Annotated in this window: 7 protein-coding genes; 3 read left to right on the top strand and 4 right to left on the bottom strand. The window is 66.7% G+C overall.

Annotated elements, in window-relative coordinates; genetic code table 11:
- Positions 1-50: 50 nt before the first annotated feature.
- The 3 genes from EYF70_RS22905 to glnE form a co-directional block, all read right to left on the bottom strand.
- Positions 51-2,759, bottom strand: coding sequence for a TonB-dependent receptor (locus EYF70_RS22905; RefSeq protein WP_165497778.1), 2,709 nt, complete (start codon positions 2,757-2,759; stop codon positions 51-53).
- A gap of 337 nt (positions 2,760-3,096) precedes the next feature.
- A complete protein-coding gene (locus EYF70_RS22900; protein ID WP_131147455.1) occupies positions 3,097-6,054 on the bottom strand; it encodes a TonB-dependent receptor domain-containing protein in 2,958 nt (985 codons plus the stop codon).
- A 217-nt stretch (positions 6,055-6,271) separates the two neighbouring features.
- Positions 6,272-9,013 carry a bifunctional [glutamate--ammonia ligase]-adenylyl-L-tyrosine phosphorylase/[glutamate--ammonia-ligase] adenylyltransferase gene (gene glnE, locus EYF70_RS22895; RefSeq protein ID WP_131147454.1) on the bottom strand — a complete coding sequence of 914 codons (2,742 nt, stop codon included), beginning with the start codon at positions 9,011-9,013 and terminating at the stop codon, positions 6,272-6,274.
- Positions 9,014-9,307: 294 nt separating this feature from the next.
- Between glnE and EYF70_RS22890 the strand changes: the two genes are divergently transcribed.
- From EYF70_RS22890 to tldD, 3 genes are all read left to right on the top strand, one after another.
- Entirely contained in the window at positions 9,308-13,621 is a 4,314-nt protein-coding gene (locus EYF70_RS22890; protein ID WP_229420519.1) for a YhdP family protein, read from the top strand.
- A 7-nt stretch (positions 13,622-13,628) separates the two neighbouring features.
- Positions 13,629-14,438 (top strand): carbon-nitrogen hydrolase family protein, encoded by an 810-nt coding sequence (locus EYF70_RS22885; RefSeq protein WP_371861744.1) that lies wholly within the window; start codon positions 13,629-13,631, stop codon positions 14,436-14,438.
- Between the two features lie 101 nt (positions 14,439-14,539).
- Positions 14,540-16,000, top strand: a complete 1,461-nt coding sequence (gene tldD / locus EYF70_RS22880) for a metalloprotease TldD (protein ID WP_131147453.1) — start codon at positions 14,540-14,542, stop codon at positions 15,998-16,000.
- A 205-nt stretch (positions 16,001-16,205) separates the two neighbouring features.
- Here tldD and EYF70_RS22875 read toward each other — a convergent pair whose 3' ends face one another.
- Positions 16,206-18,878 (bottom strand): TonB-dependent receptor plug domain-containing protein, encoded by a 2,673-nt coding sequence (locus EYF70_RS22875; RefSeq protein WP_131147452.1) that lies wholly within the window; start codon positions 18,876-18,878, stop codon positions 16,206-16,208.
- Positions 18,879-18,978 lie beyond the last annotated feature (100 nt).

The raw sequence follows: 18,978 nt of genomic DNA, 5'->3' as shown, positions 1-18,978 counted from the left end.
AAAAGCCCCGCCGGCGCGAGCCGGCGGGGCTTTGTCATGCGGCGTAAAGCTTAGAAGCTGTACGAAGCGCGCAGGTAGAACGTGCGGCCGATCGCCGAGGCGAAGCGCGGGTCGTAGCCGGCCTGGAAGGTGTCTTCCTGGTAGGACAGCGGCGGGTCGCGGTCGAACATGTTGCGCACGCCGAACGTGACGGCGTAGCCTTTCGGCTGCGTCCACGACAGGTAGCCGTCGATCGTGGTGTACGACGCCACGCGGTGGTTCTCTTCGAAGGCGTTGTCCGCGTCCAGGTAGCCGGACTTGTGGTTCGCGGTCAGGCCGGCACCCAGCTGGCGCAGGTTCCAGCGCACGTTGGCGGTGTTCTGCCAGCGGAACACCGGGCCGATGCCGCGGTAGGCGCCCAGGCGGTCGATCCATTCGCCGCCTTGCGACGTCTGGTACTTGAAGCCATGCACCCAGGTGCTGTTCAGCGCGAAGTTGTACGTGCCGAAGTCACCCGTGCGCAGGCGGTACTGGGCAGCCAGGTCCACGCCGTGGGTCTTGATGTCGCCCAGGTTCTGCGTGCGCAGGTCGACGTAGCCGCAGTTGGCCGGCGTGACGCACTGCGAACCGTCGATCGACAGGTTGCCGGCCGCGTTGCGGTGGTACAGGGCCGCGTACTTGGCGCCGTTGGCGAACACGTCATCCTCGGACAGGCCGTCGATCTGGTGTTCCAGCTTGATGGCCCACAGGTCGGCCGACAGCGTCAGGTTCTTGACGCCTTCGTAGACGATGCCCAGCGTGGCGTTCTTCGATTCTTCCGGATCCAGGTTCTGGTTACCGCCCTCCAGTTTCTGGAATTGCACGCGGCAGTTGGTGGCCGAGCCTTTACCCGGGATCGGCGTGCCGTTCGGGCAGTTCACCGGATCGTTTTGGGTGGAGGTGTTGGTGTACGTCTGCGAAGCGTTGATCTCGTACAGCGACGGCGCGCGGAAGCCGGTCGAATACGAACCGCGTACCAGCACTTCCGGTGCCGGTTGCCAGCGGAAGCTGAACTTCGGATTGGTGCTGTTGCCGAAGTCGCTGTACTTGTCGTAGCGCACGGCGGCCGTCACGTCCAGCGTCTTCAGCAGCGGCACGTTCAACTCGCCGTAGGCGGCGTACACGGTGCGCGAACCTTCGTTGTGGGCGGTCGGGTCGATACCCGTGCTGGCCACCACTTTCTCGGCGTACTCGGTGTTCGATGCCTGCACGAAGTGCTCGCGGCTTGCCACGGCGCCGATCGCCAGCGCGGCGGCACGGCCCGCGCCCAGCCAGTCGGCCAGTTCGCGGCTGGCGTTCACGTCGAAGGTCTTGGTGGTGCCCTTGGCGTTCTGGATGTTGCCGTTCAGGGCGGCGGAGTGGATCAGGTCCAGGCCGGCCGCGGTCTGCTCGCCGAACGGGTTGATCACGCCATCGAGCACACCCTTGGTGATGATGTCGCCGTTGCTGTAGCCATTCAGGTTCACCTTCACCTTGTTCTCGTTGTACGACAGGGCGGTCTGGTAGTCCCAGCCAGCCACCTTGCCGGACAGCGAAGCGACGAAGCGCTGCTGGCGGTTGATGTTTTCGTCGGCGCGCGAGCCACCCGGCAGGTTACGCCACATCACGTTGATGTAGCCGGGCTCGGCGCCTTCCGGCAGGCCGGATTCGCCGATGAATTCCGGATCGAGCAGGATGTTCGGCGTCACGCCGCCCGGGTTGCCCGGGTAGTAAGGATTGAGCGCACCATTGGTCAGCGTGCGGTTCATGATCAGGCCGCCGTACGGCACCGGCGCGATCGCGCTTTCCACCTTGCTGCGGCTGATCAGGTATTCCAGGCCCAGCTCATGGTTGTTCGGCAGCTTCAGCGTGCCCTTGAACAGGCCGGTGGCGCGCTCCGAGCGCGGCACGTAGTCGACGAAGCTCGACGTCGTCATCCTGCAGCTGGTGCCATTCGTTACCAGGTTCGGCGAGCTGGTGCAGTCCGGCGCGGCCGGGTTGCCGGCATCGCCTTCCTGGTAGTAGTTGGCCGGGCTGGTGGAACCGGACAGGCCGCCGGCATAGCGCGTGTTGAAATCACGGTCCAGGCCGCCGATGGCGCGCTGTTTCTGGAAGTCGCCCATGGCGAAGAAGTTCCAGCCATCCGTGTCCAGGTCGCCGAAGCCCAGGCCGATATTGCTGTTCAGGCCCTGGCCGCCCTGGTGGTGCGGCGAATCGCCACCCACGGTCACGACGCCGCCGGTAAAGTCTTTCTTCGTGATGAAGTTGATGACACCACCCACCGCGTCCGAACCGTACAGCGACGATGCGCCGTCGCGCAGCACTTCCACGCGCTCGATCGCCGCGAACGGGATCATGTTCAAGTCCGGCGCCGAGCTGTCGAACGCATTGTTGGCCAGGCGGCGGCCGTTCAGCAGCACCAGCGTCTTGTTCTGGCCGATACCGCGCATGTCGGCAAACGAGGCGCCGCCGGTGCCCAGGCCCACGACCTGGCTGGTGCCCTGGGTGGCCTGCATCGCGGAAACGGTGGACAACACTTGTTCCACGGTCGTGATGCCTTCCGCCCTCAACTGGTCCATCTTGACCACGGTGATGGGAACGGCGGTTTCGGCATCGATGTGCTTGATCGCAGAGCCGGTAACCTGTACGCGCTGGATCGGCTGATCCGTGGTTTGTGCCAATGCCGGCACGGCGATCATGCCCGCGAGCCCTGCCGCGCAGATCAGCCTGATCGAATGGGAGAGTGTTGTTTCTTTAATCATTGTAAGTTCCAGTGTCATGGTTCGCACGCGCGCGTCGCGGGGTTGTGCCCTGTTGGCGCGATCGCACATGAAACACTGTCACATTACTTTGAGTCAACAATAATTCAACTTCCAGCGCAATATTCATGTTTCATACAACATGCTTGTAAATTTTTGATATGAAACATCCAGAAATGTAGTAAGAGGATTGCCGCGACCGAACATTATTTTCCGTACTCTCATTTTGCGTTCGCCGGCCGCTGCACCATGGAAGTCGCCAGCCAGCCGGAAAGCAGCCGGCGGTGACGAAAAAAGCGTTCCCCGGCAGCGCCGCGGAACGCTTCAAGGCCGGGCCAAATTACAGGCTGAGGCGCAGGCCGGCGTAGTAGCGGCGGCCGATAGGGTCGTAGGTGCCGGCGACGGTTTCAGCCCCGGTGTCGCTGCCGGGCAGGCCGGAGACGATCGGCGGCGGCTTCGTGTCGAAGGCGTTGTCGATGCCGAGGTACAGCTCCCATTTCTTGCTGAACTCGTACGAGAGCTGGAAGTCCTGGTAAGTCTTCGCACCGACCCGCACGCCGTTGCGGGGAATCTCGAACTGGGCCAGGAACTGGTCGTCCAGCGCCGCCTTGCCGATATAGGTGGTGGTGCCGTTGATGCTCCACGGGCCCCATTGATAGCCCAGGTTCAGCGTGGCCCGGTTCTTCGCCGCGGAATCGACTTCGCCAGCCCAGTAGTCCCGCTTCGCGCCCGGCGTGGGCACGTCATAGCCTTCGCGCAGCCACGTCCAGGCAAAGCGGCTGGAGAGCCGCCCCGGTCCCACCCGGTCGGCCCACGAGACCGTCACGTCGACGCCTTCGGTGGCCACGCCGCCGCTGTTGCTGACCAGCGAATCGATGTACTCCAGCGAGCCGGCGCTGTTGCCGCCGACCTGCGTGGGGCGGCGGATGATCACGTTGCACAGCGAGCCGTCGCCGCCGTAGCAGTTCTCCAGCGCGAACTGGCGCGGCATGAACACCAGCGCATCGTCGATCTTGATGTCGAAGTAGTCCACCGTGAACGCGAAGTTCCGGATCGCGGGGATCGAGCGGGGCGTCCACACGAAGCCGAGCGTGGTGGACCAGCCTTTCTCGGCTTGCAGGTTCGGATTGCCGCGGTCGTAGCCGCTGATGCCCTGCAGGTCGGACTGGTTCAGAGTGAATGCGCCATTGGCCGCGATGTTCTCCATCACGCCGGGGGCGGCCCGGCACGCGGCATCGCGCGTGCCCTGCGACGACGCGGTCACGCCTTCGCAGGGGTCCACGATATCGCCGGGGAAGGTCTGTTGTGGTGGCTGGAACAGTTCGTTGATGTTCGGTGCGCGGGTCGACAGCGCGCGCGTGGCGCGGAACTTCAGGTCGCTGACGGGCGACCATTCCACGCCCGCGTTCCAGCTGCTGGCATAGCCGACCGTCGAATAGTTCCCGCGGCGGAAGGCACCGGTAAAGTCCAGTGCGCGCGCGAACGGCTTGTCCTTCAGGACCGGCACGCGGATCTCGGCGAACAGTTCCTTCACGTTGAAGTCGCCGAACGTCGGCGGCAGCTCGTTGCCGCCATTCAGGCCGGCCTGGGTCAGCGCATCGGGCACGGCGCTGGATTCCTCGCCGCGCCACTCGAAGCCGGCCGCGAAGCCCACCGCACCCGCCGGCAAGTCGAAGATATCGCCGGTGATGGAGCCGCCGGCCAGTTTCTGCGTGATCTGCGTTTCCAGGCTGCCCGGCGCGCCCACGTACTTCAGCGCTTCCGGCGAAATCGTGCCGTAGCCGAACACGTTGATCGGCACGCAGCCCTGCAGGCGGGCGTTCGCGTCGCGGCAGATCGTCTCGGTGCGGTTGCCGTTGTTGTTGTCGTCGTCCACGTCCTGGATGGCTTCCAGCGCGCTGCGGAAGTTCAGCACGTTGACCTGGCCCGTCGAGCTTTGCGCTTCCTTGGTCTGCCCGTAGGCCACGAAGGCTTCGTAGTTCCATTCGCGCACCAGGTTGAAGCTGCCCTTGACGCCGCCGGCAAGGCGGAAGGTGTCGCGGTTGGCCTGGGCGCTGCGCGTGCCCACCTCGGACATGCGGCGCGTGAAGTAGTAGTCGCGCAGGCCATCGCCATCGGTGTCGCTGATGCGGTCGTACAGGTATTGCGGCACGATCGGATTGCGGCGCAGCGTGCCGTCGACGAGGAACTCGGCCGGTACCGCGCCGCCCGTGGCGGGATAGACGTCTTCCGCGCCCAGTGCGAAAGGTTCGATCCGCGTGGCCACGCGGGTAGCCGCGTAATTCCCTTCGAAGAACAGCGAATGCTTGTCGTCGAGCGCCAGGTTGCCCGTGGTGGCCAGCAGGTAGCGTTCCGTCGGCACGGCGATCGAGCGGTATTCCGAGCGGTTGAAGCCGGTGGCGGCTTCGGTGTCCGAGCCGTTCGTGTTCCACGGGATCACATTGCCGGCGCGGTCATACGTGTAGCTGCCTTCGTCATGGAAGAAACGGCCCTGCGGCGCGAAGCTGGAGTAGAACGGGCGGTCCACCAGGAACAGGTCGGTGGGATCGTTCTGCGAATTCTGGTCCACCGCGGTGGCCGGCCGGTCCTTCGAGTAGACCGCACCCTGCTTGCTGTAGCCGAAGTGCGTCATGATGTTGCTGGTGCCTTCGCCATTGCTGACGCCCCATGTCAGCGAGAATTTCTTGCGCGTGTCGTCGTGCTTCGTGCTCTGGCCGCCCTGGGCATCGAGGATCAGGCCGTTGAAATTGCGCTTGGTGATGATGTTGACGACGCCGGCCACGGCATCGGAACCGTAGGTGGACGACGCGCCGCCCGTCAGCATGTCGACGCGCTCGATGAAATCGGTGGGAATGACGTTCAGGTCGACGGCGGACTCGCCCGGCATGCCGGCCACGAAGCGGCGGCCATTGAGCAGCACCAGCGTGCGCGCCGTGCCCAGCGAGCGCAGGTCGACGGTCGATACGCCGCCGCTCGATGTCAGGAAATTCGAGTTCGTGCGGCTGACCGTGGGCGTCCCCAGCGTGGGGTTCTTCAGCAGCAGTTCCTGCAGGTTCGTGACGCCGGAGGCGGCGATGTCGGCCGCCGTCAGCACCTGTAGCGGAGACGCCGCTTCGGCACCGGGCGCCCGGATGCGCGAACCCGTCACCTGCACCGTCTGCATCGGCCCTTGCTGCGCGGTTTGCGCGGGGGCCGCCTGGAGCGGCGCCTGCTGGTCCTGCGCCTGTGCGGTCATGCCCACCATTACGCCGCCGAGGCACATCAGGCGGACCGATTGCGAAAGTGATCGTTCTCTCATGCTCTCTGCTCCCTGGTTGGTCGAAGGTCGGCGCAGCGGGCCGATAAAACATTCTTTAGCCAGGGAAGCAAAAACTACCAATAACTTTCAATACAACAGGCACCGATGTGTGGAATGTACAACGGATCCTCTTGAAGGCCAGCAATTGTTCGGCAAGGGCATCGGAACAGGCCGTGATGCAAGCTTCAATGCTGGCCGGCCTGATCCGCGCCCGCATTTACGCGATATCACCCTCGCCGAACAGCGTCCGCCACAGCCGCGTCACGTTTTCCGCATGGAGCGCCACGCGCGCCGGATCGACATGCGACTGCTCGCCGCCCTGCAGCCGGATCTGGTGCTGCAGCTTGCGCATCGCCCGGTAGGCGTCGCCCACCTGCGCGGCCAGTTCGCCATCGATCAGGCCCAGGTCGGCAAACATGCGCAGCAGCGCGATATTGCCCCGGTTGGCCGTCAGCTCGCGGTGCTGGCCCGAATGCTGGAGCACCAGGTACTGCACGATGAATTCGATGTCGATCATGCCGCCGGCATCCTGCTTCAGGTCGAAGCTGGCCGGCCGGCTCGGGTAGGCGTCGTGCATGCGGCGGCGCATCGCCAGCACTTCCTGCCTGAGCTCTTCGCCTGTCACGCGCGGCTGCCGCAGCACATCGCAGCGGATTTCCTCGAAACGCTGGCCGATCCCGACATCGCCGGCGCAGAAGCGGGCACGGGTCAGCGCCTGGTGCTCCCACACCCAGGCCGACTGCTTCTGGTAGCGCTCGAAGGCGCCGACCGACGACACCAGCATGCCGCTGGCGCCATCGGGCCGCAGCGCCGTGTCGATGTCGAACAGGATGCCGGCCGGCGTGTGCGTGGTCATCCACGTGATGAAGCGCTGCGCCAGCTTGGCGTACAGGCCGGGGGCTTCCTGGTCGTCGTCGTCGTACAGGAAGATCACGTCCAGGTCGGAGACATAGCCCAGTTCCTTGCCGCCCAGCTTGCCGTAGGCGATCACGGCGAAGCGGGGCACGTCGCGGTGGCGTTTCGCGACCGTGCGCCACGCGGCCTGGATCACCGCGGCCACGATCACGTCGGCCAGCGCGGACAGGTGGTCGGCCAGCTTTTCCACCGTCAGGTCGCCGGCCAGGTCTTGCGCCAGCAGGTGGAACAGCTGCGCATGGTGCACTTCGCGCAGGATGTCGAGCTGGCGCTCCGTATCGCCCTCGTAGACGGCCAGCTGGCCATCCAGGTCCTGCGCCAGCGCCACCGGGTCGAACACGGCGGTGCGGATGCGTTCGTCCAGCAATTCATCGAGCAGGATCGGGTGCTGGGTCAGGAACGTGGCCGCCCAGGCGCTGGCATGCATCATGTCGATCACGCGCGCCAGCGTGTGCGGATATTCGGTCAGCAGCGACAGGTACGAGGAACGGCGCGCGATCGCTTCCAGGAAATCGAGCAGGCGGCCCAGCGTGCCCAGCTGCGTGCCCACCGGGTTGTTCTCGGCCGCGCGGGCGATGCGGGGCAGGGCGGCGTTGATCAGCGCCACGAACAGCTGGCGGCTCGCTTCCGGCATCGACTGCACGCGCGGCGCCTGCCACGTGGCGATCAGCCGGCGCGCCGCGGCGGATGGATTGTCGTAGCCCAGGCTGGCGAAGCGCGATTCGATCGCCTCGAAATTGTCCGGGTCGGCGCATTCGTTGCTGGTGGCGGGATCGATTTCCTCGTCGCTGCCCTTGTCGGCGAACATCGCGTCGAACTGCTCGGCCACGAAGCGCCGGTGGCCTTCGAGTTCGGCCAGCAGGGTGGCCGCGTCGGCCAGGCCCATCATGCGCGCCACCGTTTCGCGGTCGGCCTCGTTCGGCGGCAGCGTGTGGGTCTGCGCGTCTTCCAGGTATTGCAGGCGGTGTTCCAGGTTGCGCAGGAAGGTGTACGACGCCAGCAGGCGTTCGACGATGTCCGCCGTCAGCAAACCCTTGTCGGGCAATTGCCGCAGCGTGGCGCGGGTGGAGCGGTCGCGCAGGCTGGGGTCGCGCCCGCCGCGGATCAGCTGGAACACCTGGGCCAGGAATTCGATCTCGCGGATGCCGCCGCGGCCCAGCTTGACGTTGTGGCTGCGCTCCGGGTGCAGCCGTTCCTGCCGGTTGACCTCGGCGCGGATCTGCATGTGCATGGTGCGGATCGCGTCGATCACGCCGAAGTCCAGGTAGCGGCGGAAGCAGAAGGGCCGCACGATCGCGTCCAGCGCGGCGATGTCCTCGGCGCGGCCCGTCACGGCGCGCGCCTTCACCCACGCATAGCGTTCCCACTCGCGGCCCTGCACGATCAGGTATTGCTCGACCATGCCCAGGCTGGCCGCCAGCGGGCCCGAGCCGCCGTTCGGGCGCAGCGCCATGTCGACGCGGAAGGTGAAGCCGTCCTCGGTGATCTCGGCGATCGCCGCGATCAGCTTCTTGCCCAGCCGGACGAAATACTCGTGGTTCGACAGCACGCGCTGGCCCGGCGCCGTGGGCACCGTGTCGCCGTCTTCCGGATAGACAAAGATCAGGTCGATGTCGGACGACACGTTCAGCTCGAAGCCACCCTGCTTGCCCATCGCCAGCACGATCAGTTCCTGGGCCACGCCGGATTCGGCCCCCGTCGGCACGCCATGCGCCGCGCGCATCTCCGCATCGAGTTCGGCCAGGTGCGTGCGGATCGCGAAATCGGCCAGCCGCGTCACCGCCGTCACCACTTCGTTCAGGTCGGCCAGCCCCTCCAGGTCGCGCCGGATCAGGCCGGCGATCAGCAGGTTGCGCAGGCGGCGCATGCCGCGCACCGCCGGCAGCGCGCCCCCTTCCCGTTCCACGGCCAGCAGGGCGGCCAGGTCCGCGCTGTCCAGCGGCTGCTGCACCAATGAATCGATCTTCGCCTGGCGGTCGGGCGCGGCGGCCAGCCAGCGCTGGTAGAAACGGCTGCTGGAGACTTCAGAGACTTGAGATGGCATGAAAGGACTTCGTAACGTTGTGTAATGGTCAGCTTCGTGCGGGCTAGTTTAACCGGGCCTTGGGGTAGAATGGGCACCCCTTGCGCCCTCAGGGGTATCTGGCGAGCGATTGACGACCGATTGGCAAGCGATTAGCAAGCGATTCGCCACTGGTTGACAGCGGATCGCGGCATGAAAGCGTGAAAAACCAGGCATTTCATGCGTCGCGCCATTGCCGGAGCCGCCTGGGGCACGGGAACCGACATTTATTTTTGCCGTTGGCGTTGTTTCCGCGGCTGATCCAGGGATTGTGTGTTGACGGAACAAACGGCAGAGAAAGAGCTGACAGGCGAGGGGCCGCTGGTGGCGCGCTGGCACCGTCTCCAGGCCGCTTACCGCCTGTGCAACCTGGCCACCCACCATGTGCTGGGCTTCACGATCAAGCTGGTGCTGGTCGTGTATTTCGCGCTGGCGCTGCTGTTCCTCGCGATGCGCTGGGCCGTGCTGCCCAATATCGACCACTACAAGGACGATATCGAACGGCTGGCCAGCCGCGCCGCCGGCAACCCCGTCACGATCGAACGCATCTATGCTTCCTGGTCCGGCCTGCGCCCGACGCTGTTTCTGGGCGACGTGGTATTGCGCGACGGCACCGGCCGGCAGGCACTGCGGCTGCCCAGCGTCGCCGCCACGCTTTCCTGGTGGAGCCTGGCGTCGCTCGGCGTGCGCTTCGAATCGCTGGAACTGATCCGGCCCAACCTGGACGTGCGGCGCGATGCCGACGGCAAGCTCTACGTGGCCGGCGTGCTGCTCGATCCCAGCCGCAAGGACGATGGCCGGGGCGCCGACTGGCTGCTGTCGCAGCGCGAGATCGTGATCCGCGAAGGCCGGCTGGCCTGGACGGACGCGCTGCGCGGTACCGAACCGCTGGCATTGCAGGACGTGCACGTGGTGCTGCACAACAGCTGGGGCCGGCATCGCTTCGCCATCAGGGCCACGCCGCCGCGCGCGCTGGGCGGCACGCTCGACGTGCGCGCCGACTTCCGGCAGCGGGCCTTCACGCAGCACGCGGCCGACGTCAAGCGGTGGCGCGGCACGCTGTATGCCGCCGTGAAAGGTGCCGACCTGGCCGCGTGGCAGCCGCACCTGCCGTCGCCGCATGACGTGGCATCCGGCCGCGGCAGCCTGCGCGCCTGGTTCGACATCGACCGCGCCCGCCTGACGGGCGTGACCGCCGACGTGGCGCTGGAGGACGTGGTCGCCACGCTGGGCCGCGACCTGCCGCGGCTGGACGTGGCCGCCCTGGCCGGACGGATCGAATTCAGCGAGGACAAGGCGCCGCGCGGCGCCGACCGCAACGCGCCGTTCGGCGCCTATGGCCACCGCGCCAGCGTCACCGGCCTCACGCTGCGCACCCGCGACGGTGCCGCGCTGGCGCCCACCACGGTGGCCGAGCGCACCACGCCGGCCACGAAAAAGCGCCCGGCGCGCACCGAGGTCACGGCGCCGGCGCTGGACCTGCAGGCGCTGGCTTCGCTGGCCACGCGGCTGCCGCTGCCGGCCGCGCAGCGCGGCTTGCTGGCCGACCTGGCGCCGCGCGGGCGGGTGGAGAACCTGCGCGCCGAATGGCAGGGGCCGTTGTCGGCGCCGGCCGCATGGCGTGTCAAGGCGGACTTGCGCGAGCTCGGCATCGCGCCGCTGGCCGCACGCGCGGCCGTCGCGGCAAGCAGCAAGGCCCCGGCGCTGCCGGCCATCCCGGCCCTGCCTGGATTCGACAAGCTGTCCGGCACGATCGATGCCCGCGCCGATGGCGGCAGCGTCGTGCTCGATGCGCCGGGGCTGGTGCTCGACATGCCGGCCTGGTTCGAGACCGCCCGGATGCCGTTCAAGAAGCTGTTGCTGGACGCGTCGTGGGCGCGCGATGCGGACGGCCTGCGTGTCGACCTGGGCCAGCTGGAATTCGACCAGGACGGCCTGACGGGCGCGCTGTCCGGCAACCACCGCGTGCCGGCCGGGAAGGATGGCAAGCTGGCCGGCCCCGGCATCGCCGACATCCGGGGCAAGCTCGATGGCTTCACGATCAACCGCATCGGCCGCTACCTGCCGATCGCCACGCCGCCGCACCTGAAGACCTGGCTCACCGGCGCGCTGGAAGGGGGCAGCGCGCACGACGTGTCCGTGCGGCTGGGCGGCGACCTCGCGCATTTTCCGTTCGCGGCCGACACGCCGGATTTCGGCAAGGGCGAATTCCGCATCGCCGGGCGCATCCGCGATGGCAAGCTGAACTACGAGCCCTCGCACTTCGCGCCGGACGGCAAGTCGCCGCTGTGGCCGCAGGCCGAGCAGATCCAGGGCAGCTTCGTGTTCGAGCGGGCGCGCATGGAGATCCGTGGCGATACCGCGAAGACGGGCAATGTCAACCTGGCCAACGTGAAGGCCGTCATCGCCGACCTGATCCACCACGACAGCGTGCTGGAAATCGACGGCAACGCGGCCGGCGCCATGAGCGACTACCTGCGCTACGTGGCCAACAGCCCGGTGCTGGCATGGATCGGCCACTTCACCGACCAGACCACGGCCACCGGCAATGCGAAGCTGGCCCTCAAGCTGAACCTGCCCCTGAACCGGCTGCGCGAGAGCAAGGTCAACGGCACGCTGCAATTGCAGGGCAACGACGTGACCCTGTGGCACGACATGCCGCCCGTGCTGCTGGCCACCGGCAAGATCGAGTTCAACGAACACGGTGTCAACCTGAACGGCCTGAACGGCACGCTGCTGGGCGGCCAGCTGGCGGTCGGCGGCGGTACCCAGCGCGACGGCACGATCGCCGTGCGCATCGGCGGCAACGTCACGGCCGAGGGCCTGCGCCGCACCTGGCCATCGCCGGCGATGCAGCGGCTGGCCCGGCACATCGACGGCAGTACCCGCTATAACGGCCTGATCACGGCGCACAACCACCAGTACCAGGTCGTGGTCGAATCGCTGCTGACCGGCGTCGCGCTGGATTTCCCGGCGCCGCTGGCGAAGAATGCGGCGGATGCGCTGCCGGTGCACTTCGTGCTGAACGGCGCCGCCACGGATGAATCCGGGCTGGCGCGCGACGAGATTCGCATTTCGCTCGGCAACACGGTGGCGGCCTACTACCAGCGCCAGCGGCAAAACCGCGGGCAAGAACGCGGCACCTGGCAGCTGGTACGCGGCGGCATCGGCGTGCACACGCCCGCGCCGGAGCCGGACAGCGGCATGGCGCTGAATGTCAGCATGAAATCGCTGAACGTGGATGAATGGCTGGCGCTGGGCACCGATATCGCCGGCGCGGGCGGCACCGGCGAGAGTAGCGGTAACAGCAGCGGTAACAGCGGCGGTGCCGGTACCGGTGGCGAAGGCATCAACCTCACGCAGTACATCGTGCCGGAAACGATGGCGGCGCGCGCCGATGAACTGATCCTGGCCAGCCGCAAGCTCGACGGCGTGGTGCTGGGCGCCACGCACCGTGGCGGCACCTGGCAGGCCAACATCGATTCGAAGCAGGCCAACGGCTACATCACGTGGGCCGAATCGCCCACCGGCCGCGGTCTGGGCAAGGTGACGGCCCGCCTGTCCAGCCTCATCATTCCTGAATCGGCGGCGGGCGACGTGAAGGACATGCTGGAACGCTCGGCCACGTCGCCGGCGATCCCGGCGCTCGACATCGTGGCCGAGCGTTTCGAGCTGTTCAACCGGCCGCTGGGAAGCCTGGAACTGCAAGCCTATAATGCGCTGATCACCTCGTCGCGCGAATGGCGCGTGTCGAAGCTGGCGCTGGTCAATGCCGACGGCGCGCTGCACGGCACCGGCCGCTGGGTCAGCCGCGGCGCCCGCCAGGAGAACAGGAACGACAGCAGGAACGACAGCAGGAACGACGAGCGGCACAACACGGCGCTCAATTTCAACCTGGAGATCCATGACGCGGGCAAGCTGCTGGAACGCTTCGGCTTCGCCGACACGGTGAAGGGCGGCAAGGGCAAGCTGTCCGGCGATATCGCGTGGAAGGGGCTGCCGTACTCGCTGGACATTCCCACTCTGTCCGGCAAGCTGGACCTGAACGTGGAAAAGGGCCAGTTCCTGAAGCAGGACCCGGGGGCGGCGAAACTGCTGGGCGTGCTGAGCCTGCAGGCCCTGCCGCGGCTCCTGAAATTCGATTTCAACGACGTGTTTTCGCAGGGGCTGCAATTCGACGGGCTCACGGCCGGCGCCCAGATCGACCGCGGCATCGTGAAGACGGACAACCTGAAGATGCACGGCGTGCAGGCCACCGTGCTGATGGCGGGCACGGCCGACATCGCCAACGAATCGACCAACCTGCACGTGGTGGTGATCCCGGAGCTGAACTTCGGCACCGCGCCGCTGGTCTATGCGCTGGCCGTCAATCCCGTGATCGGGCTGGGCAGTTACCTGGCCCAGCTGTTCCTGTCGCAGCCGATGATGAAGGCGCTGACCTACCAGATGCAGGTGACGGGGCCGTGGAAGGCGCCCGTCATCACCAAGCTCGACAGCAACAAGCTTGAACCTGACAAGCTCGACCCCGACAAGCTCGATCCCAGCAAGCTCGCCACGCCGGACCTGCCGGCCACCACCCGAACCCAGTGAGGACATGATGACTTCCGTTGCCAACTTCGTTGCCGCCGTCCAGATGGTTTCCACGCCCGACGTGGAAGAAAACATCGCCACCGCCCGCCGCCTGGTCGCGCAGGCCGCCGGGAACGAAGCCGGGCTCGTCGTGCTGCCCGAGTACTGGCCGATCATGGGCATGACCGATACCGACAAGGTGGCCGTGGCCGAACAGCTCGGCAGCGGGATCATCCAGCAGACCATGGCCGACCTGGCGCGCACGCACGGCGTCTGGCTGTTCGGCGGCACGCTGCCGCTCGTCAGCGGCGAGGCCGGCAAGGTGCTCAACACCACGCTCGTGTTCGATCCCGCCGGCGAGCAGGTGTCGCGCTACGACAAGATCCACCTGTTCGGCTTTGCCAACGACAGCGAATCGTACGACGAGGCGCGCACCATCGTGCCGGGCAAGCATGTCGGCACGGTCGAGACGGGCGCCGGCAAGGTGGGCATGGCGATCTGCTACGACCTGCGTTTCCCGGAACTGTTCCGCGCGATGGGGCCGGTGGACCTGATCGTGGTGCCCGCCGCGTTCACCTACACCACCGGCGCGGCCCATTGGGACACGCTGCTGCGCGCCCGCGCCATCGAGAACCAGTGCTACGTGCTGGCGGCGGCGCAGGGCGGCACTCACGTCAACGGCCGCCGCACCTGGGGCCGCAGCCAGCTGATCGACCCCTGGGGCGAGGTGCGCGCGATCATCGAGGAAGGCGAGGGTGTCGTCGGCGGGCTGGTCGACCGCGAGCTGATCGACAGCGTGCGGCAGAAGCTGCCGGCGCTGCGGCACAGGACGATGTAAGGCGCATGCAGGTAAAGCGCACACCATGCGGGGGCGGGGTGGCGGCGGCCGTGCCACGAATCCACTACAATGACAGCCAGTCATAGCTCGGGAAATTCAACATGAAACCATTCGAACCGAACCTTTCTTCGCTGGCCGTCGCGCGCGACGTCCTGCTGACCCCGTTCGGCCTGGACGAAGCCAAGCTGATCAAGACGCTCGGCACCATGTTCACGCACAAGGTCGACTACGCCGACCTGTACTTCCAGTTCACCAAGAACGAAGGCTGGAGCCTGGAAGAAGGCATCGTCAAGACCGGCAGCTTCTCGATCGACCAGGGCGTCGGCGTGCGCGCCGTGTCCGGCGAGAAGACGGCGTTTTCGTACTCCGACGAGATTTCCGAAGCGGCGCTGCTCGACGCGGCGGCCGCCACGCGCACCATCGCGCGCGTCGGCGCCGGCAAGATCAAGGTGGCCGGCAGCCTGGCCCAGCAGGGCGGCCGTTCGCTGTACCTGCCGAACGACCCGCTGGCGTCGCTCGACGCCGCCGCCAAGGTGAAGCTGCTCGAGCGGGTGGAAAAAATCGCCCGCGCCAAGGATCCCCGCGTGGTGCAGGTGATGGCCGGCCTGGCCGGTGAATACGACGTGGTGCTGGTGGTGCGCAGCGACGGCGTGCTGGCCGCGGACATCCGCCCGCTGGTGCGCGTGTCGGTCACCGTCATCGTCGAGCAGAATGGCCGGCGCGAGATGGGCTCGTCCGGTGGCGGCGGCCGCTACGACTACGGCTACTTCACCGACGAGCTGCTCACGCAATATGCGGAAGATGCCGTGAAAGGCGCGCTGGTGAACCTGGATTCGCGCCCGGCACCGGCCGGCCCGATGACCGTGGTGCTGGGCCCGGGCTGGCCCGGCATCCTGCTGCACGAAGCGATCGGCCACGGCCTGGAAGGCGACTTCAACCGCAAGGGTTCGTCCACCTTCTCCGGCCGCATCGGCGAGCGCGTCGCGGCCAAGGGCGTCACGGTGGTCGACGACGGCACGCTGCAGGACCGCCGCGGTTCGCTGAACATCGACGACGAGGGCAATCCCACCCAGTGCACCACGCTGATCGAGGACGGCATCCTGCGCGGCTATATCCAGGACACGCTGAACGCGCGGCTGATGAAGATGCCGGTGACGGGCAATGCCCGCCGCGAATCGTTCGCGCACCTGCCGATGCCGCGCATGACGAACACCTACATGCTGGCCGGCGACAAGGACCCCGCGGAAATCCTCGCTTCGGTGAAGAACGGCCTGTACGCGGTGAACTTCGGCGGCGGCCAGGTCGACATCACGAACGGCAAGTTCGTGTTCTCGGCCAGCGAAGCCTACATGATCGAAGACGGCAAGATCACCTACCCGGTGAAGGGCGCCACGCTGATCGGCAACGGCCCCGACGTGCTGAACCGCGTATCGATGATCGGTAACGACATGAAGCTCGACCCCGGCGTGGGCGTGTGCGGCAAGGAAGGGCAGAGCGTGCCGGTGGGCGTCGGCCAGCCGACCCTGCGGCTCGACGGCGTCACCGTCGGCGGTACCGCGTAAGCGCGTTTCGCTCCACACAAAAAAGGCGCCTCCCGGCGCCTTTTTTGTTGTTGGATGCGGAAGAGTCCCTATTTTTGGGTTCCTGGTTCTTGACTTCGCCCGCGACCCGGCATGCATGCAGGTACCCCCGAAGCAACCCCTGGGGTCAGACCCGGCGGGTCCGACCCCGGCTTCTGCCGTTGGGGTATGAAGCGCCAGGGTCCGGTCAGAACGTGTACGAACCCCGCAGATACAGCGCCCGCCCGATCGGGTCCGTATAGCGCGGGTCGTAGCCCTTCTGGAACACCGTGCCCTGGTTCGAGAATGGCGGGTCCTTGTCGAACAGGTTCTTCACGCCGGCCGTCAGCGTGATGTCCTTGAAGCCCGTGTACGTGCCCGACAGGTTCACCAGGCTGTACGACGACACCCGGTTGACGAACTCCGGATCGACCAGGTTCTGGTCGTCGTAGCGCGTCTTGAAGTTGTGGGCGACGGTGGCGCTCCACGGGCCGGAGCGCCAGGTCACGGCCATGTTGTGCCGCCAGCGGAACACCACGTAGTTGTCCGCATAACGGCCCACGTTCTCGATGAATTCGCCGTCGCGCTCGTTCTGGTACTGGTAGCTGTGCACCCAGGTGCCGTCCAGCGTGAACGACAGGCCGCCCCAGCTCTGGTTCGGCGTGCGCGCCGTCAGGCTCACGTCGATACCGTCGGTTTCCACTTTCCCCAGGTTTTCGTTCAAGTCCAGGATCGCGTTCGGCGAGCCGTCCGGGAAGCGCAGGAAGCGGTCGCGGTACCGGTCGAAGTTGCCGAAGATGGTCTGTTCCGGCAGCGCACCGATCTTGTCGCGCAGGTGGATGTCCCAGTAGTCGACCGCCAGCGTGAGGGCGGGCACCGGCTCGAACACGGCGCCGACCGAGAAGGTGCGCGACTTTTCCGGTTTCAGGTCGGGATTGCCGCCTTGCAGCTTGAACTGCTGCAGGTCGCAGTCGCGCAGCGGATTGGCGCCCGGCTGCGGCACGCCGCCCGGGCACAGGATCGGATCGTCATAGCTGTTGCTGGTATCGTTGCGCGACAGCGGGGCGTTCTTCTCGAACAGCGTGGGTGCCCGGAACCCGGTACTGGCCGAGCCGCGCAGCACCAGCGCCTGGTGCGGCTGGAAGCGCAGCGAGGCCTTGGGATTCCATGTGCTGCCGGCATCGCTGTAGTGGTCGTAGCGGGCGGCCAGCGACGCTTCCAGGTTCTTCATGAACGGCGCGACGACTTCGCCGAACACAGCCTGGATGGTGCGGCTGCCATCCTTCGACAGCGAGCCCGACAGACCCGAGCTGGCGGCCTGGCCGGCGATGTCGCGGTTCACGTTGAAGTCGGCTTTCTCGTGGCGCAGTTCGGTGCCCAGCGCCACGGCGAACTTGCCGCCGGCCATGTCGAACAGTTCGCGGCTGGCCTTGAAGTCGAAGGCCGTCTGCTGGTTCTTGGCATCCTGCACACGGCCGCGCAGCGCCGTGGTGGCCAGATAGGCGCGGCCCGCTTCATCCTGCAGGCCGAACGGGTTCAGGATACCGTTCAGCACACCCGCGGCGAAGCCGGCGTCCTGCACATACCCGCCCGTGAACAATTCCTCGGACCGGCTGACCGAAAAGCTCAGGCCACCCTGGTAATCCCAGCCGGCGACGAGGCCTTCCAGCGAGCCGACCAGGCGCGTGCCGCGGCCTTTCGACTGGATCTGGCGCTGCCCCGCCTCGGTCGGCCGCCAGCTCACATTGAGCGGTTCGCCGGACAGCCCCGGCTGCGCCGGCACGCCACCCGCGTTGCCCGGATACCAGCGGCTGCTGGCCGGCAGGATCAGGCCGGTCTGCGGCGGCGGCGCCGTGCGCGACATGACGTTGTTGACCGAATACAGCAGCTCGACGGACGCGGTATGGTCGGCGCCCACCTTCATGCTGGCCTTGCCGTACGCGGTGACGTGCTCCTGTTCCGGGATGTTGTCGATCAGGCGCGTGTAGTCCTGGCGGCAGGTGCCGTCGCTGGCGCGCGGGATGGACAGCGGCGCGTCGCAACCGGTGGCGAAATAGGGGTTGCCGGCCACTTCGCTGACGGGATCGAAGTAGTTGCCCGGGAAGGGCGTGCCCGAGGTTTCGTTCAGCCCGCGCGAGGGAATCACGCCGGTGGCCGAGAACGGCCGCTGCTGCGACGTCATCACGTCCTGCTTGTGGTAGTCGAACACGCCCAGCACGGTCCAGCGGTCGCGGTCCAGGTCGCCGCCGCCGGCGGTCAGGTTGGCGCGCCGTTCGCGCCCGCCCGTCTCCTCGGGGAAGGTGGCTTCCAGCGCGATGGTGGCGCGGTCGACGCCGCGCTTGGTGATGAAGTTGATCACGCCGCCGATCGCATCGGTACCGTAGATCGCCGAGGCGCCATCGCGCAGCACTTCCACGCGTTCCAGCGCCGCCACCGGGATCAGGTTCAGGTCCACGCTGGCGCCGTCGTACGGGTGGGTGGCGAGGCGGCGGCCATTGAGCAGCACCAGCGTTTTGTCGCCGCCCAGCCCGCGCAGGTCGGCCGTGGCCTGGCCGCCCGTCGGCAAGCCGCTGGCATTGCCGCCCACCGCGTTGGCCGCGCCGAAGCTGCTCTGGTTCGACGGGATCCGGTCCAGTACTTCCTGTGCCGTCGTCAGGCCCTGCTTGACGAATTCCTCGGCCCGGAACACGGTCAGCGGCGTGGCCGTTTCGGACTGGATGCGCTTGATCGACGAGCCGGTGATTTCCACGCGCGCCATCTGGCCTTCCTCGGCCTGCTGGGCATAAGCCGGCGCGGCAGCGGTGGCAAGGGAAGCAAGGGCGAGGGGCAGGGTGGCGAGGCGGAGGTTGAAGCGGGGATGGCGCGGACGGGTGGTCTTCATGGATGGGGGTTCTTCCTCAAGTAGTTTTCATGGAACTGCTCAGAAGTAGCCGATGTTTTCACTTGTGTGCATCAGCTCGCAATAACACTTTGACACGATA

The organism is Pseudoduganella albidiflava (genome assembly GCF_004322755.1).
In the GTDB taxonomy this organism is placed as follows: domain Bacteria; phylum Pseudomonadota; class Gammaproteobacteria; order Burkholderiales; family Burkholderiaceae_D; genus Rugamonas; species Rugamonas albidiflava.
This window is presented reverse-complemented; position numbering and strand designations above follow the sequence as displayed.